The sequence below is a fragment of the Mucilaginibacter arboris genome, from assembly GCF_009754915.1.
Lineage (GTDB): Bacteria > Bacteroidota > Bacteroidia > Sphingobacteriales > Sphingobacteriaceae > Mucilaginibacter_A > Mucilaginibacter_A arboris.
In genome coordinates this window covers 1-23348 of sequence record NZ_WPIK01000015.1, presented here as the reverse complement: position 1 = coordinate 23348, position 23348 = coordinate 1, and the positions used below count along the sequence as shown (strand labels likewise).

The 23348-nt window shown below is 36.6% G+C and carries 23 protein-coding genes and 1 tRNA gene; 20 read left to right on the top strand and 4 right to left on the bottom strand.

Going from position 1 to position 23348, the window contains the following annotated elements; all coding sequences use genetic code 11:
• The first annotated feature begins 193 nt into the window (after positions 1-193).
• The 4 genes from GO621_RS15305 to GO621_RS15290 all read left to right on the top strand — a co-directional run bounded on the left by GO621_RS15305 (position 194) and on the right by GO621_RS15290 (position 5695).
• Entirely contained in the window at positions 194-778 is a 585-nt protein-coding gene (locus GO621_RS15305) for a YceI family protein (protein ID WP_157568587.1), read from the top strand.
• Positions 779-1321: 543 nt separating this feature from the next.
• On the top strand, positions 1322-2143 hold the full coding sequence (locus tag GO621_RS15300; protein WP_198170274.1) for a sensor histidine kinase: 822 nt from the start codon (positions 1322-1324) through the stop codon (positions 2141-2143).
• Positions 2144-2249: 106 nt separating this feature from the next.
• A complete protein-coding gene (locus GO621_RS15295) occupies positions 2250-4970 on the top strand; it encodes a carboxypeptidase regulatory-like domain-containing protein (protein ID WP_157568583.1) in 2721 nt (906 codons plus the stop codon).
• 443 nt (positions 4971-5413) lie between these two features.
• The gene (locus GO621_RS15290) at positions 5414-5695 is read left to right on the top strand and encodes a hypothetical protein (RefSeq protein ID WP_157568581.1); all 282 of its coding nucleotides are present in this window, start codon (positions 5414-5416) and stop codon (positions 5693-5695) included.
• A gap of 368 nt (positions 5696-6063) precedes the next feature.
• Here the strand turns inward: GO621_RS15290 and GO621_RS15285 are convergent, their stop codons facing one another.
• From GO621_RS15285 to GO621_RS15275, 3 genes are all read right to left on the bottom strand, one after another.
• Entirely contained in the window at positions 6064-7089 is a 1026-nt protein-coding gene (locus GO621_RS15285; RefSeq protein WP_157568579.1) for an LLM class flavin-dependent oxidoreductase, read from the bottom strand.
• Positions 7090-7243: 154 nt separating this feature from the next.
• Positions 7244-7942 (bottom strand): molybdopterin-dependent oxidoreductase, encoded by a 699-nt coding sequence (locus GO621_RS15280; protein WP_157568577.1) that lies wholly within the window; start codon positions 7940-7942, stop codon positions 7244-7246.
• Between the two features lie 14 nt (positions 7943-7956).
• Complete coding sequence (locus GO621_RS15275) at positions 7957-8637, bottom strand: NAD-dependent epimerase/dehydratase family protein (RefSeq protein WP_198170273.1); 681 nt, start codon at positions 8635-8637, stop codon at positions 7957-7959.
• An 811-nt stretch (positions 8638-9448) separates the two neighbouring features.
• On the opposite strand from GO621_RS15275, the gene GO621_RS15270 reads away from it, so the two are divergent.
• Positions 9449-9862, top strand: coding sequence for a plastocyanin/azurin family copper-binding protein (locus GO621_RS15270; RefSeq protein ID WP_157568575.1), 414 nt, complete (start codon positions 9449-9451; stop codon positions 9860-9862).
• Between the two features lie 106 nt (positions 9863-9968).
• Here GO621_RS15270 and GO621_RS15265 read toward each other — a convergent pair.
• Positions 9969-10055, bottom strand: a tRNA-Ser gene (locus GO621_RS15265).
• A gap of 189 nt (positions 10056-10244) precedes the next feature.
• On the opposite strand from GO621_RS15265, the gene argB reads away from it, so the two are divergent.
• The 15 genes from argB (at position 10245) to GO621_RS15190 (ending at position 23287) form a co-directional block, all read left to right on the top strand.
• Entirely contained in the window at positions 10245-11033 is a 789-nt protein-coding gene (gene argB / locus GO621_RS15260) for an acetylglutamate kinase (RefSeq protein WP_157568573.1), read from the top strand.
• 90 nt (positions 11034-11123) lie between these two features.
• Positions 11124-11936 (top strand): pyrroline-5-carboxylate reductase, encoded by an 813-nt coding sequence (gene proC, locus GO621_RS15255; protein WP_157568571.1) that lies wholly within the window; start codon positions 11124-11126, stop codon positions 11934-11936.
• Positions 11937-11996: 60 nt separating this feature from the next.
• Positions 11997-13232, top strand: coding sequence for a TCR/Tet family MFS transporter (locus GO621_RS15250; protein WP_157568569.1), 1236 nt, complete (start codon positions 11997-11999; stop codon positions 13230-13232).
• Positions 13233-13548: 316 nt separating this feature from the next.
• Positions 13549-14529, top strand: a complete 981-nt coding sequence (locus tag GO621_RS15245) for an NADP-dependent oxidoreductase (RefSeq protein ID WP_232335673.1) — start codon at positions 13549-13551, stop codon at positions 14527-14529.
• A complete protein-coding gene (locus GO621_RS15240) occupies positions 14526-15434 on the top strand; it encodes a helix-turn-helix domain-containing protein (RefSeq protein WP_157568567.1) in 909 nt (302 codons plus the stop codon). Before GO621_RS15245 ends, GO621_RS15240 begins: the two co-directional genes overlap by 4 nt.
• 31 nt (positions 15435-15465) lie before the next feature.
• Positions 15466-16119, top strand: a complete 654-nt coding sequence (locus GO621_RS15235; protein WP_157568566.1) for a TMEM175 family protein — start codon at positions 15466-15468, stop codon at positions 16117-16119.
• 682 nt (positions 16120-16801) lie between these two features.
• Positions 16802-17620 carry a patatin-like phospholipase family protein gene (locus GO621_RS15230; RefSeq protein WP_157568564.1) on the top strand — a complete coding sequence of 273 codons (819 nt, stop codon included), beginning with the start codon at positions 16802-16804 and terminating at the stop codon, positions 17618-17620.
• Positions 17621-17622: 2 nt separating this feature from the next.
• The gene (locus tag GO621_RS15225) at positions 17623-18429 is read left to right on the top strand and encodes a hypothetical protein (protein WP_157568562.1); all 807 of its coding nucleotides are present in this window, start codon (positions 17623-17625) and stop codon (positions 18427-18429) included.
• 472 nt (positions 18430-18901) lie between these two features.
• On the top strand, positions 18902-19252 hold the full coding sequence (locus tag GO621_RS15220) for a type II toxin-antitoxin system RelE/ParE family toxin (RefSeq protein ID WP_317163459.1): 351 nt from the start codon (positions 18902-18904) through the stop codon (positions 19250-19252).
• Positions 19233-19538, top strand: a complete 306-nt coding sequence (locus tag GO621_RS15215) for a helix-turn-helix domain-containing protein (protein WP_157568560.1) — start codon at positions 19233-19235, stop codon at positions 19536-19538. The genes GO621_RS15220 and GO621_RS15215 overlap by 20 nt, the downstream gene beginning before the upstream one ends.
• Before the next feature lie 333 nt (positions 19539-19871).
• A complete protein-coding gene (locus GO621_RS15210) occupies positions 19872-20675 on the top strand; it encodes a type II toxin-antitoxin system antitoxin SocA domain-containing protein (protein ID WP_157568558.1) in 804 nt (267 codons plus the stop codon).
• The gene (locus tag GO621_RS15205; RefSeq protein WP_198170272.1) at positions 20672-20926 is read left to right on the top strand and encodes a hypothetical protein; all 255 of its coding nucleotides are present in this window, start codon (positions 20672-20674) and stop codon (positions 20924-20926) included. The genes GO621_RS15210 and GO621_RS15205 overlap by 4 nt, the downstream gene beginning before the upstream one ends.
• A gap of 614 nt (positions 20927-21540) precedes the next feature.
• On the top strand, positions 21541-22143 hold the full coding sequence (locus GO621_RS15200) for a hypothetical protein (RefSeq protein ID WP_157568556.1): 603 nt from the start codon (positions 21541-21543) through the stop codon (positions 22141-22143).
• A 50-nt stretch (positions 22144-22193) separates the two neighbouring features.
• Positions 22194-22841: a hypothetical protein gene (locus GO621_RS15195; RefSeq protein ID WP_157568554.1), complete on the top strand. Its 648-nt coding sequence runs from the start codon at positions 22194-22196 to the stop codon at positions 22839-22841.
• 92 nt (positions 22842-22933) lie between these two features.
• Entirely contained in the window at positions 22934-23287 is a 354-nt protein-coding gene (locus tag GO621_RS15190) for a nuclear transport factor 2 family protein (RefSeq protein ID WP_157568552.1), read from the top strand.
• Positions 23288-23348: the final 61 nt, after the last annotated feature.

Genomic DNA, 23348 nt, shown 5'->3' with positions numbered 1-23348 from the left:
CAATGCTTCTTTTATGGCACAAATTTATTAGCGGTAAAAGAAGCATTTTTTATTTTTAGATCATTTATGATCTTGTTTTTAAATTAAATGTTCAAACATATTTCTTGATCTGCCTCAACTAAACATAGTTTTAACAATGCTACTTTTGTTGGAAATAATAATTAATAAAAATTACTTAAATCTATCCGACAAAATGAAAAAACTGATAATTGCCGCTGCACTTGTTTTAAGCCAGTCTGTTTTATTTGCCCAAACTAAATGGAATGTTGACCCTGCGCATTCTTCTGCAAAATTTACCGTTACCCATTTGGTAATTTCTGAAGTAGAAGGAAATTTTAAAACTTTTAACGGTACTTTAACCAATACCAAACCTGATTTTACTGATGCTAAAGTCGATTTTAACATTGATGTAAACAGCATCAATACCGATAACGATATGCGCGACAAGCATTTGAAAAGCGATGACTTTTTTAATGCAGGGAAATACCCGAACATGACGTTTAAAAGCACTTCTATGCAAAAGTTAGCTGGCAATAAATATGCATTATTAGGCAACCTGACTATCCGCAGCGTAACTAAACCTGTAAAATTTGATGTTACTTACGGTGGAAGCGCTAAAGATGCTTATGGAAACACTAAAGTTGGTTTTAAAGCTTCTACCGTAGTTAACCGTTTTGATTATGGTTTAATATGGAATACAGCAACTGAAGCTGGCGGCGCAACTGTTGGCAAAGATGTTACTATTGATCTGAGATTAGAATTTGCCCAGGCAAAGTAAGTTTACCATTACCTAAACTTTTTGAATTAAAACGACGGCTGACTGGTCGTCGTTTTATGTTAAGGAATAATTTTAAAAGTAGGCGGATACTTCTTTTATCAGCGGAAATAATTAAATTATTATTGCTTTTTGTGTCTTAAAAAAAGCATCAGCCTTAAATCCTACTCATACCGCAGCGCTTCGATCGGGTCTAATCTCGAAGATTTTTGTGCCGGATAATATCCAAAGAAAATACCTGTTAAAGCACAAACCGAAAAGGAAACAATGATGGAACTCACTGAAATTACAGTTGGCCAATGAAATACCTTGGAGATGGGCAGCGCAAAACTCACCCAGAAAATATCCCGATTAAACCACCGGTAGAAAATAAAATTGTTAAAAAACGTTAATCAATCGATTAAGATACTTTAAAATAGAAACAGGACGATAAATTTGAGCGATTTCGATCCTGCTTTCAGATTGCAATAAATGCTTTTAAGAAATACAGATACTTCTTTTATCAACATAAATTATGCAGAGAATTTTACGCTTAAACCAAGCACAATGGAAAACAAAAACAGCAAAACTTTTTCTGCCGATAAGTTTACTGCAAAAGCAGCTCATGTAATTTCTTTAGATGATTATGTTGATATCGACAACTTAATCAATCTGCAGCAGAAGTATGATGCCAACTATCAACTTTTAAAAAAGCAGGAAGAGCTGTTGAGTATAACCAGTCATGAGCTTAAAACGCCCATTACTACCATTATGCTGTTTTTAAGCCTGCTTGAAAAACTTACCGAAAAAGAAGAAAACCCGCGCGTGCTGGAATTGGTGCAGAAAACAGAAACACAAGTGAACCGACTTGTAAAACTGGTAAATAATTTGCAGGATATGACTGCACTACAAAATGGCAAAATAGAACTCAGAAAAGAAATATTTAATTTTTCTGCTTTGGTAAAAAGTTGTGCAGATACTTTTAGATTACAAAACCCGGAATTTGAACTGATAATTGAAGAAAATACGATTATCGATATTTATGCGGATTCTTTGCGGATAGAACAAGTGCTGATCAATTTTATTTCCAACGCTATTAAATATTCCCCGCATGCCGGCCGGATCCTAATTTATGTTGAAAGCACTTTAGATTTGCTAAAAGTTTCGGTAACAGATTCTGGAATTGGAATGCCGGAAGCAGCTTTACCGCATGTGTTCGACTGTTACTTTCGGGCATATCCTGATGATAACAGGTTTAAAGGCAACGGTTTAGGTTTATATATCAGCAAAGAAATTATTGTGCAGCACGAAGGGGAAATTGGTGTCATCAGCCAGGAAAATAAAGGTTCTACTTTCTGGTTTACACTCCCGTTTCAAAAAATGGATTGAACAATTAACCCACCAGCAATTGTAAAAAAATGTTAAACTTAGCCCGCTTATTACTTGCCAAAACGGAAAGAATTATATTAGCCCTGTTTAGCTACAAAATTATTTTATGCAACTTAAAAAACTGATACTTCTTTTATCGATACTAATTTCTGCTGCCTGTTCTTCGGCTTTTGCTCAGGATACAGTCGGCTTAAACACTATTCTTAACAAAACGGCTAAAATTTCAGAAAGCCATCCGGTAGAAAAAATTTATCTCCATTTTGATAAACCTTATTATGCCGTTGGCGATACCATCTGGTTTAAAGCTTATGTAACTGCCGGGTTGCATGAACCTTCTGTTTTAAGCAAGATTGTTTATGTAGATATTTATACCAACAGCGATTCGCTGGTACAAACCCTGAAACTCCCGGTAGTTAACAGTGTGGCTTCCGGTGATGTTACACTTGCGCCTTTAACTTACAAACAAGGCAATTATCACCTTCGCGCTTATACCAATTACATGCGCAATGATAGTCCAGACTATTTTTTCAATAAGGCGCTTACCATTGGAGATTTAGTGGAGAACAACGTGTTAACTAAGGTTTCTTTTTCGGGTGCAACTAAAGATAATGCTGCCAAAGCCAATGCAGGCATCTATTATAAGGATGCAAATGGAACACCGTACGCTAATAAAAAAGTAAGCTGGCGCGTGGAAGTAGATTATGATGTAGTTGCAAAAGGCAAAGGCACAACAGATCAAAATGGCTTCCTGCCAATAAATATTGCCAGTAAACAAGGCACGGCTTTAAATACCGGAACTTTATTTACCGTAATTGCCATTGGTGATAAAAAAGCTGTAACCAATACTTTTCCGTTAAGAACGGCAACAGCAACGCCCGATTTACAGTTTTTTCCGGAAGGCGGCGAACTGATAACCGGAGTCCGTACAAAAGTAGCTGTAAAAGCATTAGGGCCAAACGGATTAGGCATCAATGTAAAAGGTACAATTACCGATAATGATGGCAAAACTGTTGCTGATTTTGCTTCAACCCACTTAGGAATGGGCGCTTTTGCTTTAATGCCCGAAACTGGTAAAACTTACCGTGCCAATGTGGTTTTTGCCGATGGTTCTAAAAGTACCGTAAACTTGCCGCGCGTTTCTGCAGAAGGTATCAGCATGTCTGTTAACAATACAGACGCAAATAACCTGTTCATCCGGATTGCTTCAAATGATGCTTTCCTTCAAAAAAACCAGAACAAAAGCCTTTACATCATTGGCCGCAGTGGCGGCATCATCTGTTACGCCGCACAAACTACTTTACAAGCGTTAATTTACAGTGCTTCCATTCCTAAAACTAAATTTCCAAGCGGTTTGGTACAGCTTACTTTATTTTCTTCGGATGGCCATCCGATCAATGAACGGGTTACTTTTATCCAGCACAACGATCAGTTAGGCATAACGCTAAGCTCTGCAAAAACAGCTTATGTTACCCGCGAAAAAGTAAAGATCAACGTAACTGCAAAAAATAAAACACAGCCATCCGAAGCTAATTTATCGGTAGCAGTAATTGATGAAAGCAAGGTTCCGTTTGATGAAAATGCAGAAACTACTATTTTAACCTATCTGCTGCTTACTTCTGATCTAAAAGGCTACATCGAAAAGCCGAATTATTACTTCAAAAATCCAAACGAGCAAACTGCTGCTGACCTGGACATATTAATGCTGACCCAGGGTTACCGCCGTTTCTCTTACGAAGCAATTTTAGCCGGAAAATATCCCGAAATTACTTTCTATCCTGAAGGCGGCATTGATATTACCGGTACGTTAAGGGACCTTTCGGGCATGCCAATTGCACGCGGCGTAGTTAAACTTCAGGTTCCAGATCATAGTTTTACTACACAAACCGTCACCAATGCTTCCGGCGTTTTTATTTTTCCAAAGATATTGGTGCGCGATTCGTCTAAAGTTGTTTTAAGCGCCAAAGGAAACTCCGGCAGCAATAATATGATGATCATGCTCAGCGGAACGGCCAATCAGCCTGTAAATAAAAACCCGCAATTACCGGATGAAATAATGAATATTGACAGTAGCCTGAACACGTACCTGCAAAATAGCAAAAGGCAATATTTTAATACCCGCACTTTAAAAGAAGTAACCATTAGGGGTGTTGCAGCTACCAAAAAGCCAAGCCATGCAGATTATCCTGCGTTAACAGGTTTAGCCTTGTGGCCCGATCAGTTAATTACCGGCGACAAGCTATCGCCCTGCAATATGTTTACCATGTGCCTGCAAGGCTCGTTGTTAGGTTTGATGTATCAGGACAATAACTTTTATGTGCGCCGGGATTACCAGGCCGGAAATAAAACACCCGTTCAGGTTTTTGTTGATGGGATGCCGGTTGATGTAAGCTATTTAAACAGTTTAAATGCAACGGAAGTAGAATCTGTTGAAGTGTTTTTGAAAGATGAACTGAGCGGGATTAACCGTACTTATGGCACCAACGGGGTTTTGGAAGTGAACATGAAGAAAGTAGAAAAGAAAAAATATTCGATAAAAGATATTCAGGACTTGCTTCCGCAGCCAAGCGTTGTAACTTTTGTGCCAAAAGGATACACCAGCAGCCGCGTTTTTTATTCGCCTAAATACGAAGTAACCAAAAGCACAATGCAGGGATTTGATTACCGAAGTACCATTTACTGGAACCCACGCATTGTAACCGATAAAGATGGCAATGCTTCTTTTGAATACTATAATTCTGATGGCACAGGCACCTATCGCGTTATTGCCGAAGGGATTGATAAAGACGGAAACATCGGCAGGTTTAATTACCGTTACAAGGTGCAGTAAACAACCGCTTGTTATTTTGTTCTGACTATAATTTTATCCCTGTAAAAAGAGCATCGGCTGCAACTGCCGATGCTCTTTTTAGCATTACCTATCCCCGACCTCATAAATATTTACATGCCTTTATAAGTAATAATTACATTTGCATTCGGTTCTGCAAACATTTTTGCACATGCTTTTCAAATACCTCTGGAACCACTGTTAATCAAAAATTTTTTATTGGTAAAATCAATATTTATCTGCCTTTTTGTTTAAATCTAATACTTTTTTTAACTAAACGGGTTTTAATAATTCAACCCTACAAAAAATTTACGATCTAAAAATAGCTGTTTTTACCAGCCTTTTATCTACATCAAATCATTTATTAACAAAAATTGAATATTTATCCACATTTCCTTAAACTACAAATTACTTTACTTATTTTTATATAAGTTAATTGAAAGACGATGAAAACGATACTGACCAAACGTTTACTTGGGTTTTTGATTAAGAAAGGATACAAATATTGCTTATCTAAAACTTCCTTTATTGATCAGCAGGATGCTCCTCATATTGGCATTATGCTAAAACCTGTCAAAAAACATCCGCTGCTGCAAAAACTGCCAAAACCTTACGAAAATTATTTTACCATAACACGGGAACCTTTGGAAATGGCTTCCGGTACTTCCGATGCACAAGTTATAGTTGAGTTGAGTGAAAAAGATTATCAAAAATTTGCTTTAGCTTAGGCTGATTATCAGTCTATATAAGTTCCGATTTTATACTGATAAAAACAGTATTCTTTTTTTGAATTTGCCTGCACAGACCTTTCTATAAATCTATTGTTTTAGTATCAGCACTAATTTTTATGCAGTAAAAGAAGCATAATGCTTTTTAACAATCAATTTAACTTCCTTTAATTTTACTGAAACCTATTGCAGATGCGTATGTTTTTGAAATAAAAAACGTAAATGGATAATGCAAGGTTTGGTAATACCGGGATGATGGTTTCTAAATTGTGTTTTGATGCAGTTGCTGTCTTAGCGATAAAACTTTCTGCTTTAATTTAATAAACACCAATTTTTAGGCGATAAAAGAAGCATCAAACAAAAACCAGTTATAACAAAACCGGGTTTGCTGATTTTAATACTTCTGCAAAAAGCTGGTAAGAATGCAATCTTGCCTGATGATCAAAGATATGTGAAGTTGCCATCACTTCGTCAATTTGTGTTTTTGCTATAAAATCTTCCATTTTAGTCCTGATCTTTTCCGGCCCGCCAATAAAAGCATAACCCAGCATTTGGTTTACAGCTTCTTTTTCATAAATCGTCCAGTGTTCGTCCATATTTTCTACTGGTGGCTGTAGCAGTTTTCTTCTTCCGGAAATCACGCCAATAAAAAACTGATACAAAGAAGTAGCCAAACGTGCTGCTTCCTGGTCAGTATCCGCAGCAACCACATTGACACAAGCCATTACATAAGGCTCTTTTACATGCCCGGAAGGACGGAAATTCTGCCGGTATAAATTAATGGCTTTTAAAAACATGGCCGGGGCAAAATGACTGGCAAAAGCATAAGGCAAACCCATTTTTGCAGCCAGCATAGCGCTGTCTGTACTTGAACCTAAAATCCAAACTGGAATATCCAAACCTTCTCCCGGATTAGCACGAACTTGTCCGTTTACATTTTCATCCGAAAAAAATGTCAATAAACTTTCTACATCCTGCGGGAAATGATAAGAAGCATTCATGTTTTCTCCGCGGATAGCATAAGCAGTAATTTGATCGGAACCTGGCGCTCTGCCTAAACCCAGATCAATACGCCCGGGATATAAAGAAGCCAGCGTACCAAATTGCTCGGCCACAATTAAAGGTGCGTGGTTGGGCAGCATTACACCGCCGGAACCAACACGGATAGAAGTTGTGTTTCCGGCAATATAACCAATCAGGATAGCAGGTGCAGAACTGGCAACACTAACCATGTTATGATGTTCGGCAAACCAATAACGCGTGTAACCGGCCTTTTCTACATTTTTCGCCAAGTCTAAACTGTTACGGAAAGTATCTGCCGGTGTACGGCCTTCTGCTACGGCTGCCAGATCGAGAACAGAAAAAGAAATATCTGATAATTTTTTAGAATTCATATTGAATGTGATTTTACACGAAAAAACACCGATAAAAAGAGTATTCCGTGTTAATCTGATCAAAGTTAGCGTTTCTAAAGCTCACGTTTAGGAAGAGAAACGATAAATGACCTCACATTCACACACCTGACAATTTGAAGACGAAAATTAGTTGTTAATCGCTGTAACGGTCATTTCTCCAGGGATAAGCGGTATTAGAATAACCCCGGTCTTCCCAAAAACCTAATTTATCTGCTGTTAAAAATTCTATTCTTTTTATCCATTTTGAACCTTTCCAAGCATATAATTGCGGCGTAATCATTCGTACCGGTCCACCATGTTCTTTTGGTAAAGGTTGTCCTTCAAAAGTATGAACCAGTAAAACATCAGGTTTTAATGCTTCTTCTAAAGATAAATTTGTAGAATACGTATCATAACCGTAGCACATGACGTGCGTTGCTGTTTCTTTAGGCTGAACCAGTGCTGCCAGGTCTATCAGGCTTACACCTATCCAGTGCATATTTAATTTAGACCAGGTAGTAACACAATGAAAATCGGAAACATCTTTTGTTTGAGGCAAATCCATAAACTGTTTCCAGGTTAAACGGACGGGGTTTTCAACTGCGCCATCAATAGTTAAACGCCAGCGGTCCAACGGAATTGTAGGTTGATAACCCAGATCAAGAACCGGCCATTTTACAGTTGCCGTTTGCCCTATCGGGATGGTTGGCATGCCATGCCGGTTTGGTTTTCCGCTGCCTTTGGGAACATCATCTGCAACAGAAGGTGTTTGCTTCATTTTTTCTTCAAAACGCGCTTTCAGTTTCATCCGCGCTTCAATAATCCGGTTAAGTTTTTCTTCTGGATCTTCCATCGTATCAATTCAATTTATGATGCTTCTTTTGCCAGCTTAATAATGTCTTTTCCTGAAATTACTTTTTTTGGATAACCTTTGCTTACACTTTCAATCATGGCCAATCCAAGTTCCTTTAATGTACAAAAGCCATCGGGGTACAAAGCCCGGCCCAGCGGGAACAGCCAGGAAATATATTTATAAAACTTGTGGGTTTTGGTTAATCCTTTGGTGGGTTTGATAAAGCCCGGCCGGAAAGCATAGGCCTGGCGGAAAGGCAGCTTCATCAAATCGTTTTCGGTTTTACCTTTTACCCTTGCCCAGTTGCTCCGCCCTTTTTCGCTGCTGTCTGTCCCCGCTCCGGAAATATAACAAAAATCCATTTCTGTATTTAACCTGCTTAGCGTTTCTGCAAAATTCATGGTCAGCGTATAAGTAAAGCGGTAATAATCCTGCTTTTTCATGCCTACGGAAGAAACGCCGAGACAGAAAAAACAAGCATTATAACCTTTAAGCCGACTTTCGATGGCAGACAGATCAAAGAAATCTGTATGAATAATTTCCGTTAATTTAGGATGGGACAAGCCTAATGGTTTCCGGTTAATTATCAAAACGGCTCCTACATGCGGGTGTTGTAAACATTCGTGCAGTACGCCTTCGCCTACCATTCCTGTAGTTCCCGTAATAATTGCCCTTATTGCTGTTGTATTCATCATATTTCAGATTGTTTATCATTTAACTTTCGATTCAACGGCTTCATGAATAATTATCGGTTAAACGAAGCATAACATATAATCGATATTCACTTTGAAAATAGCGTATTAATTATAAAAAGCTTGTATTTTTTATTCAAATTAAAAACCCATCAGTTTCTGGTAAAGAATAACCCTAAACAGAATAAAATGGCGCCTGCTTCTAAAACGGGCAAAAATCTCCACTAACTAAAATTAAAACGGGCAAATATTACCTTGTTTATCTGCTTGCTTTAGCATTAAAAGCAGCATTTGCGCGTATTTGCTGATTGGAACATGGTTTGTAAAAGTCTGCTTGTTACACTTTAACTTTTAAGGTCATGAAAAAAATTATCCTTCTTGCTGCATTGGGCCTAAATTTAATTTGCTCACTTTCTTCCTGCTCAAGCAACTTACATTACGCCCGGACTTCTAACATGCGTTTCAAATAAAAAAATATAAAAATGTTTTTCTGTTTATATTAAAACCCTTAAATTTAGATGGATACATTTGAAAAAAATGTCAGAAGTTTTTTGGCAGAGTTGGATAATATAGATTTTCAAAACATTGAATATTTTATTTTCCGAAAACCTATTGTAAGGGAGGATATAAGGGACCGGCTAAAAAATCACATTTGTTTTGAAGTTGAATGCGGCAAAGCGTATTTTGGTTTTACAAAAGGGTCAGATTTAGCTCTTGCAATCCGCAAAAGCTGCATTCTTAAATTTATATATTTTTTTGAAGATGGCGTAATTTTGAACGGAGTAAGTTAAACAAAAACGCAAATTGCAGCAAAATGCTATATACTGAAATAACTACTAAAAAAATTAACAAGTTAATAAACCTGATACTTGCAATTACAACTATCTTTTTATTAATACGTTGCAACAAATCAAGTCCTAACGATAATCCTTCTCCGGCCCCTTCACCTCAAACAGGCGCTAAAACACCGGTAGTTGCAGCAGCCGCTATTATACAAAATTTCGCTTTCGTGCCTACAATTGTTTATCTAAAAGCCGGCGGAAGTGTTACCTGGACTAATCTGGATTCCGCTCCACATTCTGTTACTGACTCCGCAGGAGGTTTCGACAGTAAAATTTTAGCTGTCAACCAAACCTACTTGCACCGGTTTTCTAACCCAGGCACTTACACCTATCATTGTGCAGTACATCCTTCTACTGAAATTGCTAAAATTATTGTTACAAATTAAGCCGTAAATACCAGGGTTTTTATTTGTTTTAACTTAAAAAAAGCAAAAATCAAAAGAAAATAAAAAACGCACTTCAATTTATCCAATAAAATGCGTTTAATATTTGCGGAGAAGGTGGGATTCGAACCCACGATACCCTTGCGGGTATACAAACTTTCCAGGCTTGCTCTTTCGACCACTCAGACACCTCTCCTTTTTTGCGATTGCAAAGTTAGCATTTTCCTGTTGCTACCCTAATAAAATCAGAAATTGGTTTTCAAGGATTTTCAGGTGATAAAAACAGCATCAGCAAGCATTTTTGATTTTCTTAATAATTCTCTCCTACTCCAAACAAATCATTGCTTATTTTCGGCATTAAATAATTTATACTGATAAAAGAAGCATGAAGCTCTACGTAATTAAAATTGGCGGTAACGTAATTGATAATTCTGCCAGGCTGCACCAGTTTTTAAAAGACTTTGCTGAGCTGGAAGGCTTGAAAATATTAGTTCACGGAGGCGGAAAAGTGGCCACGCAAATTTCTTCTTCGCTGGGTATCGAAGCTAAATTAGTGGATGGCCGCCGCATTACCGATATCGAAACGCTGCGCGTAGTTACCATGGTTTATGCCGGGTTGATCAACAAAAACATGGTGGCGCAATTGCAGCGTTACGGCAATAACGCCATTGGTTTAACCGGCGCCGATGGCAATTTTATCCGGGCAAAAAAACGTCCTGTAAAAACCATTGATTATGGTTTTGTGGGAGATCTGGATGAAAACTCCATTCAGGCAGAAAGCATCGGCAAATTGCTGGATGCTTCTTTTACGCCTGTTTTTTGCGCGTTAACACACGATGGCGACGGTCAGTTGCTCAATACAAACGCTGATACCATTGCTTCTGCCCTTGCGGTTGCTTTAGCTGAAATTTACGAAACTACTTTGATTTACTGCTTCGAGAAAAAAGGCGTTTTGCAGGATATTGATGATGAAGGTTCACTGATCCGGGAGATCGGCCCGCAGCGCTATGAAACCTTAAAACTGGAAAAAATAGTTTCAGAAGGAATGCTCCCCAAATTAGATAACGCTTTTGCTGCCATAAAAAGTGGTGTAAAAGAAGTGATCATCGGCCAGGCCGATGAACTGCATTATTTAAATACAAACGCAACTTTCGGCACAATGCTGAGGAGTTGACAGTTTCGAGTTGCCTGTTTCCAGTTCTTCATGTACAACCGTCAACCAAAAACATACAACTCACAACTTACAACTTACAACTTACAAAAAATGATCAACAAAAAAATAGCCATACTTGGCAGCGGCAATATTGGATTATCTTTGGCAAAAGGTTTGGTAAAAGCACAAATTTCCGAACCGGCAAACATCACTTTAACACGTCGCAATTTGGCTGCCTTGCAGCCGCAAGCTGAACTTGGTTTCCAAACTTCCAATAACAATTTTAATGCGGTAAAAGAAGCATCTATTATTATCATTGCCGTATTGCCGCAACAATTAAACAAGTTGTTGGATGAAATCAAAGCAAGTATTCAGGTAGAAAAACAACTTTTCATTTCGGTTATTTCCGGTGTAAGTTGTGCCGATATCCGCAAACAATTGGAAGCTGAGGTACAGGTTGTGCGCGCCATGCCAAATACTGCAATTGCCATCGGACAATCCATGACTTGTTTGGCTACGGATAATGCTTCCGCAGAAAACCTTAATCTTGTTCAATCTATGTTTGATACCGTTGGCACAAGTATCGAAATTAACGAAGAACTGATGACTTCGGCCACCGCTTTATGCGCTTGCGGAATCGCTTTCTTTTTACGTTCAATCCGTGCAGCATCACAAGGCGGAACGGAAATTGGTTTCCATGCGCATGATGCGTTAAAAATGGCAGCACAAACGGCAAAAGGCGCGGCGGACTTATTGTTGCAACTAAGTTCTCATCCTGAACAGGAAATTGATAAAGTAACTTCGCCAAAAGGCTGTACCATTGCCGGTTTGAACGAAATGGAACATAACGGTTTTAGTTCGGCCATGATCAAAGGCATTAAAACTTCTGCAATTAAAGCCGGTGAATTGTACAAGGAAGACTGATGCTTCTTTTATCTGCCTAAAATTGCGATATTCGGTTTCCACCTCAACCTGATAATTACTATGGCTTCTTCGCGCAAAGCGGCACTTGGTTTTATTTTTGTAACCCTGTTGATTGATGTAACCGGTTTTGGCATTATTATCCCGGTGCTGCCCAAACTCATTTCCGAACTGATCCACGGAAATTTAAGTCAGGCTTCGGTTATTGGCGGCTGGCTTACTTTCGCTTACGCCATTATGCAGTTCCTGTTTGCGCCGGTTTTAGGCAATTTGAGCGACCGTTTTGGCCGAAGGCCGGTACTGCTGTTTTCGCTTTTAGGTTTCGGATTGGATTACCTCTTCCTCGCTTTCGCTCCAAGCGTTGGCTGGCTGTTTGTGGGCCGTACCATTGCCGGCATTACCGGCGCCAGTTTTACAACCGCTTCGGCTTACATTGCCGATATCAGTACGTCGGAAAACCGCGCACAAAACTTTGGGATGATCGGCGCTGCCTTTGGGCTCGGTTTTATTATCGGTCCCGTTTTGGGCGGTTTATTAGGGCAATATGGTTCGCGAGTTCCGTTTATGGCTGCTGCCGGTTTAAGTTTGCTCAATGCCTTATATGGGTTTTTTGTTTTGCCCGAATCGCTTTCCCCCGATCACAGGCGGCCGTTCCAAATCAAGCGCGCTAATCCGATCGGTGCTTTATTGCAGCTTAGAAAATATCCTGCCATCAGCGGATTGGTCATTTCCCTGATCCTGCTTTATACCGCCAACAACGGCATGCAAAGCACCTGGAGTTATTACGGCATGGAAAAATTTAAGTGGAACGAAGCAATAGTTGGCTATTCGCTGGGTTTTGTTGGGTTGATGACGGCATTGGTACAAACAGTTGTGATCCGCTGGACAATCCCCAAACTGGGAACCGAAAAAAGCTTGTATGTAGGTTTTATCCTGTACAGTTTAGGCTTGTTCCTGTTTGCGTTTGCTTTAAGCGGATGGCAGATGTTCGTCTTTATCATTCCTTATTCGCTGGGCGGAATTGCCGGCCCGGCTTTACAAAGTATCATGTCGGGCTTTATACCGCCAAACGAACAAGGCGCATTGCAAGGCGCCTTAACCAGTTTAATGAGCGCCACCACCATTTTTGCACCGGTGATGATGACCAGTTTGTTTGCTTATTTTACCAGTACCAAAACACCATTCCTGTTTCCCGGTGCCCCGTTTTTTGTGGGTGCTATTTTGATTTTGGTGAGTACGGGCTTGGCTTATCGGAGTATGAAGAGGGTTTTGGTGAAGGGGAAGGTCGAGGAAATATAGATAGGTAAAAAACTCATATTGAATTAAGCTAAAATTTATAAATTACAAGTTGGATGGGCCGACGCACAAAGAAGTCATCAGCAAATTAAACAGGAAGTGCAGGACATCATTTCTATTCATCAGATTTATATTGGTAGATAACACGCTTTCGTTGGAGGGTTCTCAATTAACTTTTAGAAAATATCACGGGCAAACAATCATTCAGAGGTACAGCCTACAACCGGCAAACGAACTTCGGCATTTTGACTAAACTAAAAGGCGTTTTGACTAAATCTATTTATGAACTGTTGCTGAACTTTGTATCATTAAAAGAAATATGATGAAAGCAATCAGAATTAATGAATTTGGCGGACCGGAAGTATTGAAATTAGAACAGGTAGAACGCCCTGTTCCCGCACCTGATGAGATTTTGGTGAAGGTGTATGCCAGTGGCGTGAACCCTGTAGATTGGGTAATTCGTAATGGCGGCAATGACTTTCTGCGCCCCTTGTTAACACTGCCTATGACGTTAGGCTGGGATGCAGCGGGCATCGTAGAAAAAGTTGGCAGCGATGTAAAAGACTTCAAAAAAGGCGATGAAGTATACGGCGTTCCTAACTTTCCAGGCAGCAATGGAAGCTATGCCGAATATCTTGCTGCTAAAGCAAGCCAATTCGCACTCAAACCTAAAAGCATTGGTTTCAATCAAGCAGCCGGTGTGCCTTTGGCAGCACTTGTAGCGTGGACAGGTGCTGTTGAACTCGGAAAGTTACAATCCGGTCAGCGCATTCTCATTCATGGTGCGGCAGGCGGTGTTGGAAGTTTCGCTTTGCAATTTGCAAAAAGCAAAGGTGCGTATGCAATCGGAACGGCTTCCGCACAAAATCATGAACACCTAAAAGACCTTGGAGCAGATGAAGTGATTGACTATAAAAATAAGCAGTTTGAAGAAGTGTTGCACGACATAGACGTCGTATTTGATGCCTCACCCCTACGCGACGACAATGAGCGGCTAAAGTCTTTGAAGGTTTTGAAGGAAGGTGGTATCTTGGTAAGCACGAACATTGATTTTCCGTTTAGCGATGTCGTTACAAAAGCACTTGCAAAAAAGGGCGCCAAAGGTGAATTGGTTGCACCGCAAATGAAGCAGAAATGGCTGGAACAAATTGCGCAATTAATTGATGTAGGCAAGGTACAGGTTACTATCAGCAGGGTTTATCCATTGGAAGAAGTTGCTGAAGCGCATCGGGAAAGTGAAACGTGGCACGTTCGTGGTAAGCTGATATTGGAAATAAGAAAAGAAGATAAGCAAGCATGAAGCGTTTTAAAACAATAAGTGAGTTTCACCAGTTCAGGCAACTTCCTAGACCGGAGCATCCGTTAATTAGCGTAATTGACGTTGAGACTGTAAATCATTTACACATTGATGAGCCGGAAAGTCTGATGCTGGATTTTTATTGTATTGCTATAAAAAGAATGTCCAATGCCAAAGTAAAATACGGGCAACAGCCCTTTGATTTTGATGACGGCATCATGTCTTTTATGTCTCCGAACCAGGTTTTTAGCATTGCTCTTGACAATAAAGAGGTAGAATTGAAACAATCAGGATGGGTGCTTTTTATTCATCCTGATTTTATATGGAATACATCGTTAGCTAAAACCATAAAGGGTTATGATTTTTGGGATTATTCTGCAAACGAAGCCCTGTTCCTTTCTGCAAAGGAAGAAGCGATTATTAATAACATCATCCTGAATATTCAGCAGGAATATAATTCCAACATTGACAAGTTCAGCAAGCAAATTATCATTTCGCAAGTTGAGAGTTTGCTTAATTATGCTGAACGTTTTTACAATCGTCAATTCATCACACGGGAAAAGGGCAATCACCAAATACTTGCCCTTTTAGAAAGCTTACTCACTGACTATTTCAACAGCGATAATTTAATTAACAGAGGTTTACCGACTGTTCAAAACATTGCCGCACAGCTACATCTTTCGCCTAAGTATTTAAGCAATTTATTGCGGATGTTGACAGGACAAAACACACAGCAACACATTCATGATAAGCTGATAGAAAAAGCTAAAGAGAAATTATCAACCACTAACCTGACAGTTAGTGAAATTGCCTATGAGTTAGGCTTTGAACACTTGCAGTCCTTCAGCAAGTTGTTCAAGACAAAAACGGCTCTTTCGCCGTTGGGGTTTAGGCAGTCCTTTAACTGATTAACTGAGAAGGGGTGTTTAAAAACTATTAATGGAAAAAGATACTGCACGCATTGAGACTTTTAGCGATGGCATCTTTGCCGTAGTCATTACGCTTTTGTCTATTGAATTAGGAATTGATGTTTCAGCCATTGAAACACATCATCCATTACTAACAACGTCTAATTCGGAGCTTCTGGTTTATTTGTTGGGTTCGTGGACAAAGGTATTTGCATACGTTAACTCGTTTGCTGTTGTACTGCTTATGTGGATGGCTCATCATCAAATATTTAAACTGCTTCGCACTACAAACAACAAATTAATTATCATAAATGGCTTATTGTTGCTAATTATAGCCTTTGTTCCATTCCCCACAAGAACGGTAGGCGAATTCTTACTTACAAACGCACAAAAAGTAGCCATTCTATTTTACACAGGATATTGTTTATTGGTAACGCTAACCTCTATTTTGTTCATGCATGCTGTAAAAAGTAGCAACGGAATTCTGCTTTTAAAAAATATATCCGAGGAAACAGTTAAGAGCATAAGTCAAGGGCTATATGTAGGAACTTTGTTAAACGCTATTGTATTTATGATTTCATTTTTTGCGCCAATAGCTGCCCTTATTTTAAATTTTTGCATGTGGATTTTTTGGGCATTAACATCAAGTGTATCAAAAATAAAAAACACGGTTGCTGACAAATAGTGTATGTCATTCACATTGATTGTCAATCACTAACCTGACAGTTAAGGAATTGGGTGCAGATTAGATTTCGAACATTTGCAGTCATTTAATTTGTAAAATTGATACCTATAGACAAATCTTTTAACTTGACCACCCTAACAAGCAAGGCTGCAAGGCAGGCACATGGGCAGGCACACAAACCCACCGCACAAATGCTAACCTGTCCAAGAGCCTGCCTTGCCCTACACACGGGTAGCGTTTTTTAATCCTGGTGCGCCGTTTTTTGTTGGTGCTATTTTGATTTTGGTTAGTACTGAGTTGGCTTATCGGAGTATGAAAAGGGTTTTGGTGAAGAAGGAGGTTTGAGAAACGCTGCGAAATTTTAAATTGATAATTTTTAAATATCAAATATTTATCGATAAATATTTTGACCAAAAAAGACATATTTTACATTACCAATTTACCCTACAAAAAATGAAGTACGCCTTTTGTATTGTTGTTAGCTTCAAAACGATATTATTGTTTTTTCATTAATTGATTAATAGTAAATTATGCTATCTTCAACTATTAAGATTTTGTTTACTAGAATTTATTAATCTTTTAAGACATGTGCTAAACGGTGCATGTATTTGTGAGTTGGGAGCAATTAAACGACCATAATCCCAATTAATTTATAGTAACTACAAATTAGATTAAATTATAAATGAAAATACTAGCTCTTGACGCTGGTGGAATAAAAGGTATTTATCAAATCGCTATTATTTCAGAACTAGAAAAGGAAAAAAGTTACAGCTTTCGGGATACCTTTGGTGTTTACACGGGAACATCTATTGGTGGAGTAATCGCAATATTCCTTGCCTTAGGAATAGAAATTTCTGATGTAGTCTCCGAGTTTATCAAACCAATATTGACAAGTAACAATATTGGGCGAATATTTGATGAATTTTTTAATTGGATAACAATAAAATTAGAAAATAAATATTTCGGCGATATTTCTTCAAAAGTTTCTTTGCCAGTATACGATTTAACTGAAAGAGAATTATCTCATTTCGGTATTAATTCACCATTTAATTGTGATAATATTCTTATCTCTGATATAATTAAAGCTATATGCTCTGACTATAGAATAATGAAAGCTTATAAAATACATAAATTATCCGATCAATTTATTGATGCCGGTTTTTTTGCTTACGACCCAACTATGTACTTTATAAGAAGCTTAAAAAAATTAGATTTAAAGTTTCATATATTATCAATAGGCTCTGGATATATAAGAAACATGAATAATCAATTAAATAGAGATAATTATTTTGACTTAATGTACGATGCGATAATATATGATCAGTTCTTGAATAATTATTTTATACTTAATTTTTTAGAAAAGGAAAATTTTTTTTATTATAGAATTTCAGAAGAACCAAATTTTAAAGATTTATTTACTGTTGACAATATATATAATAAAGCATTAGACCGAATTAATAAAATAGATTATAAAAAGTTAAATACCTTTTTTAATTCTTAAACATGAAACTTCCAAAACCTGATATACCTGATATAATAAAAAAAGTTTGGAGATATGGTGAAATAACATTGATTATCATTTCAGCACTTGTTTTAGTTGGCTGGACTATTAGCCCTGTAAAAAATTGGCTTGTACGTAATGGAATTTTTGATCAAAGTACGATTTATGATATTGTTGCACTTACTACAGTATTGTTAATATCAATTATAAGTGAATTAAAAAATGCCATTAAGGAATTATCGAAGAAATTAGATAAGTTCAATAGAGAAAGTAATTCACAAATCATTGAAAACGGCATTCTTCAAGTTTATCCTAATTTGAACAGCATACTTGCCTCAATAGACAATAAAAGAGAAAAAACATTAGATGTTATTGGTTTAACGCTCTATTCTGCATGGCCTCAAATACAAGCATGGCTTTTTTCTGTACATCCTCATGACTGGAAAATTAGACTATATATTCTTGATTCTGATTATATAAAAGAAAATAGCATGACAATACCTTCAAAGTGGATTAAAGAGGCCGAATCAGCTAAAGATCAAATTGAATATTTTATTGAAGAAAAAAAAGATTTGCTTGCAAATATTGCTACTGAATTAACATTAAAACCGTATTCCAATTTGCCTGCCATTCACGGGTTTAAAATTGGAGATGGAAGCCTGTATATTTCATTTTCCCATTGGTCTGAAAAAAATTTAGTTGATGATCCTCATTATTTTTATGAATACTTTCATTGTGAGGATAAAACTACTAGAGCAAAAGCGTATCGAAACTTATTTGATAATTGGACAACTTATTATACAAACTGACTTCGTTCGATAGAAATATTGCTGCAGTCTTGGCTATATGTTTAAATTCTACTAGTCCCGATTTGTAATCTGTCTCTTAAACTTTGGATTTTCAATCCTTTTAAAAAAAACCATGACAACTCAATTTACAGATTTAATCAAAAAAGCTTATACTGCTTTTAAAGAAAGAAACATTGACAAAGCACTTTCAACCATGCAACCAAACGTACAATGGTCAAAGCTTGGAAGGTGGTTTTCCACTAGTCCGGATTTGCAATCCGGTCTTTTGAACTTGGGATTTTTAATTCTACTAGTCCGGATTTGTAATTCGGACTTTTGAGCTTTAGATTTTTAATCTAATCATAAATTTACTTGATAAAAGAAGCATTCGTATATTATTTATAAATCTGTATAAGCCAATCAGCTTCAATTAAAAACTAATATTTTTTCAAAATTAAGTTTCACTTTAGAGCCACTTTTCATATCTTTACATGTGGACAAAAAACAGAAAGAACGAACCATAATTTTCTATAAAAATTATTTCGAGCAGTTTTTTGTGCAGCAACGCGAAAAAGTAAAGGCGAAAATTATCTGGACTTTTGAGCTGATAGAGGAAGTTTCAAGAGTTCCTGAAACTTATTTAAAGCATATAGAAAATACCGAAGGACTTTTTGAAATACGTATTCAACAAGGAAACGACATATTTCGCATCTTTTGCTTTTTCGATCATGGACAATTAGTGGTTTTAGCAAACGGGTTTCAAAAGAAAACACAAAAAACACCAAAACAAGAAATTGAAAAAGCCTTAAAAATAAAGGAAGAATATGAAAACGAAAAAAGATAACCTGACAACGCTTGAGGAGTTTAAAGATAAACACTATGGTAAATCAGGAACTCCAAAACGTGATGAACTGGATTCAGGATATGAAAATTTTAAAATTGGTGTTTTACTGCTTGAAGCCAGACTTGAAAAGGGTTTAACGCAGGAAGAACTTGCAGCAAAAGTTGGTACAACAAAATCTTACATCTCCAAAATTGAAAACAATGTGAAAGAAGTACGCATTTCAACACTTCAAAAGATAGTTGAAATTGGTTTAGGCGGACAAGTGCAACTTTCTATTAAACTTTGATTTTAAAAAGTAAAGTTTTACCTGATAAAAGAAGCATACTATCTAAATTTATCTGCTAGTTCGGATTTGTAACTCTGATAGTCCGGATTTGCAATCCGGTCTTTTGAACTTGGGATTTTTAATCCCATTATAAAATTTCCTTGATAAAAGAAGCATTCATAATTTTTTAGTCATGCAATTTTATATGAGTAAGCGCTTCTTTGAGTTATTCAATATAAAAACGGTCTTCACAAACAAGGGTCTTCCATAATTCCACCAAAAATAAAACAAATAATTGTTCTATTTTAAAACAATCGTTATTTTTGTTTAAAGAAATTCTACTTCAAAACAGTAATGAGCACAAAATTATCACAAAAGCAAATTGGACAACGGATAACAGCAATCCGTAAAACAAAAGGTTTGTCGCAGGAAGATTTAGCTAAAAGTGTTAAAATATCGCGGCCGTCTTTGGCGCAGATAGAATTAGGAAACAGAAGTGTTGATGTGTTGGAATTGCAGCAGTTAGCCATGATTTTAAATTTTTCTTTGGATGATTTTATGTCTGAAGATTTTACGGTTAACCAGGATATTGCAGGCCACATAGAAACAAAGTCAAAAAAAGCTTCGGAACGTGTTTCTGTTCCTACCTTACAAATTAATAAGTTCAAAAATGTGATCTTATATATTTTGGAACGTTGTGCCGGAAAACCAAACGTTGGCGAAACTGTGCTTTATAAGTTGCTTTACTTTTCAGATTTTAATTATTACGAGTTGTATGAGGAACATTTAACAGGTGCCAGTTATCGCAAATTACCTTACGGGCCTGTTCCTCAAAAGTTTGATTGGATCATCAACCAGATGATCGATCAGCGGAAGTTGCAAAGGGTTAAAACCGATTATCACGGCTATCCGCAAACGCGTTATTTACCACTTGAAAAAGCGGATTTAACAGAACTGAAAGCAAGTGAAAAGGAAGTTATCGACCGTGTAATTGAGCAAATGAGCGATTGGTCGGCGGCAGCTATTAGTGCTTATTCGCATCAGGATTTGCCCTGGCTGGCTTCCAAAGAAGGAGAAGAGATTAATTACGAACTGGCTTTTTACAGAGAAACTCCTTATACAGTAAGAAATTACGGAGAGGACTTTGAACAACAATGACCTTTAATGAACTCGACGAGTTTCAAAAGGACATGAAAACTCTTTTAAAAAAATACAGAACGCTGCACGATGATTTAGCCATAGTAAAAACAGTATTGGAACTCAAGCCGGATGAAAGGTCGCCTTTCAGTTTCCGTATTGATAATTTAGGTTTGGAAACTTGTATCATTAAAGTAAAAAAGATAGCTTGTAAAGCTTTGAAAGGCCGAGGTGTAAACTCTGGTCTACGATTGGTTTACGCGTACTTTTAAACAGAAGAAAAAATTACTTTTATTGAAATTTATCCCAAGAACGACAAGGAAAATGAAGATCGGGAAAGGATTTTGGGGAATTTTAGGTAGATACTGCTTGACTTTTTTTGTTTCCCGGCGCCCCGTTTTTTGTGGGTGCTATTTTGATTTTGGTGAGTACGGCTTTGGCTTATCGAAGTATGAAGAGGGTTTTAGTGAAAAAGTAAGGGAAAAATTATCAAAATGAAAACATCTAAATCAACAAGACGAATTACGCAAAAGATATTAGAATTACCAGACGTTTCTTTAAACTCGCCAACTACTTTAGAGAACTTACCCTATTCCAAAGTTCATTATCCAAATCATTATGGAGTATTTATTACATTTTCTAACATAAAGGACAAAGAGCATTTCTTTTGTAGTTGTTGCAAAATAAGTATTGATAATTTCTTAATTATAAATAAGACTATAGATGATGGCTTTATTAAATCAAATTGGAATTTCGAACAATCCTTTTCGAATTATATTACCAAGCTAACTAAAATAGAATTTCTTACGATTCAGTGTTCAAGTATAAACCTAATTTGTGTCATAAATGTAACTTATCAACACCAAGTCTAAGATGGTGTCATGACATGTATGGGGGTAACTTTAAACAATACTTTGGTTGGTATATACAACAAACAAAATCTAAATTAGGTATTCAAGGTGTTGAAATTTTAGAAGATAAATGCCCACAAGACTTGATTGAATTGATAAAAAGCCTAACAGGTTCAGGCACAATCCAAGTAAAAAATAACGAAGATGATGATCTTTATGACAGCTTTGAATACGGAATGGTAAATAAAGCAATTAATAAATATGTGGAAAATATTACAAGGGAGGAATTTGGATTTAAAAAAATAGGTGAAAGTTGGATAAGTGAAAGCATGTTATACAACATTATAAAGAAATTATTTCCTAACAATGACATAATTAGGCACTACAGACCTTCGTGGCTAGAAAGATTAGAATTAGATATTTTTATTCCAAAACTTTCCATTGGATTTGAATACCAGGGACAACAACATTTTCATCCTGTAGATACTTGGGGTGGAAAACAAGCATTAGAAAATTTACAAGAAAGAGATAAACTAAAGAGAGAATTATGTTTAGCGATTAATATAAGATTAATAAAAATAGATTATACTGAACCTTTAACAGAAGCACGTGTTTTATCAAAAATCTTCGAACTATAAATTAATTGTGATAATACTTCTATTATATTGTGTTAACAAAATATTTAAAAATGATTGAAACTTCACTAACAATAATTTTAAACAGAATAGAGGATATTGAAAATATAGAAAATATATTAAAAGATTTAGATATTCTTTCGCCTATATACATTATTCAGATAGATGATACCTTTCAAATAACTTTCACCACTGAATATGAGTATTATGAGTTAGAGTCAAAAATATTAATTAATTATTGCGATTATGAGTTTACCAAAGATTTAGGGAATGGTAGAAAAGAAATAAGAATACAAATATCAAGAGTTCAGTTTCCTTATTCTAGAGATAGTTGGGGTAGGCCAATTGAAGACCCAATCAATGAAACGTATTATTTAATAAAAAAAGTAACTAAAAAAATAGATGCCGCAAAAGTTAATCCTCGAATTAAAGTGCTTTTCGAAAAAGAAGAAAGAAGCTATTACATTAACATTGTATGTGGTGTTATCGCAACTACCGATGAAAAAGGATTTTTAGTTTTGAATGACTTTAATGAAAAAATAAAAGCAGATAATAAAAACAACTTTTTAATAAATGAATTATTTGAAACTCGAACAGACGCATTTTGGCAGGGATATAATAAATTGAATAATTATGTCCAAAATGAATTTGAAGAATATGTAAAGAATAAAAGGAAAATAAATAAAAGAAGTAAAAAATAGCATAACTACTAGTCCTAACTCTCTACCAGTCCGGATTTGCAATCCGGTCTTTTGAACTTTAGATTTTCAATCCAGCATCTAAAAAATAAATTATGACAATTCAATTCCAAGATTTAATTAAAAAAGCTTATGCTGCTTTCAACAAAAGAGATATTGATGAAGCACTTTCAACCATGCAACCAGATGTGCAATGGTCAAAAGCTTGGGAAGGTGGCTACATAAGTGGACACGATGAAATAAAAGAATATTGGACAAGACAATGGAAGGAGATAAATCCAAATGTTGAACCAGTTGGATTTAATGAAAGACAGAACGGAAGTTTAGAAGTTGAAGTTCATCAAAAAGTAAAAGACTTACAAGGAAAATCCATATTTGATGGTACGGTGAAGCATGTTTACACTTTTAAAAATGGCTTAATAAATACAATGGACATCGAACTTGTATAGACATTAGTTCTTCCCAGAATCTAATAGTAATGATTTGTAATCCAATCTTTTAAACTTTATA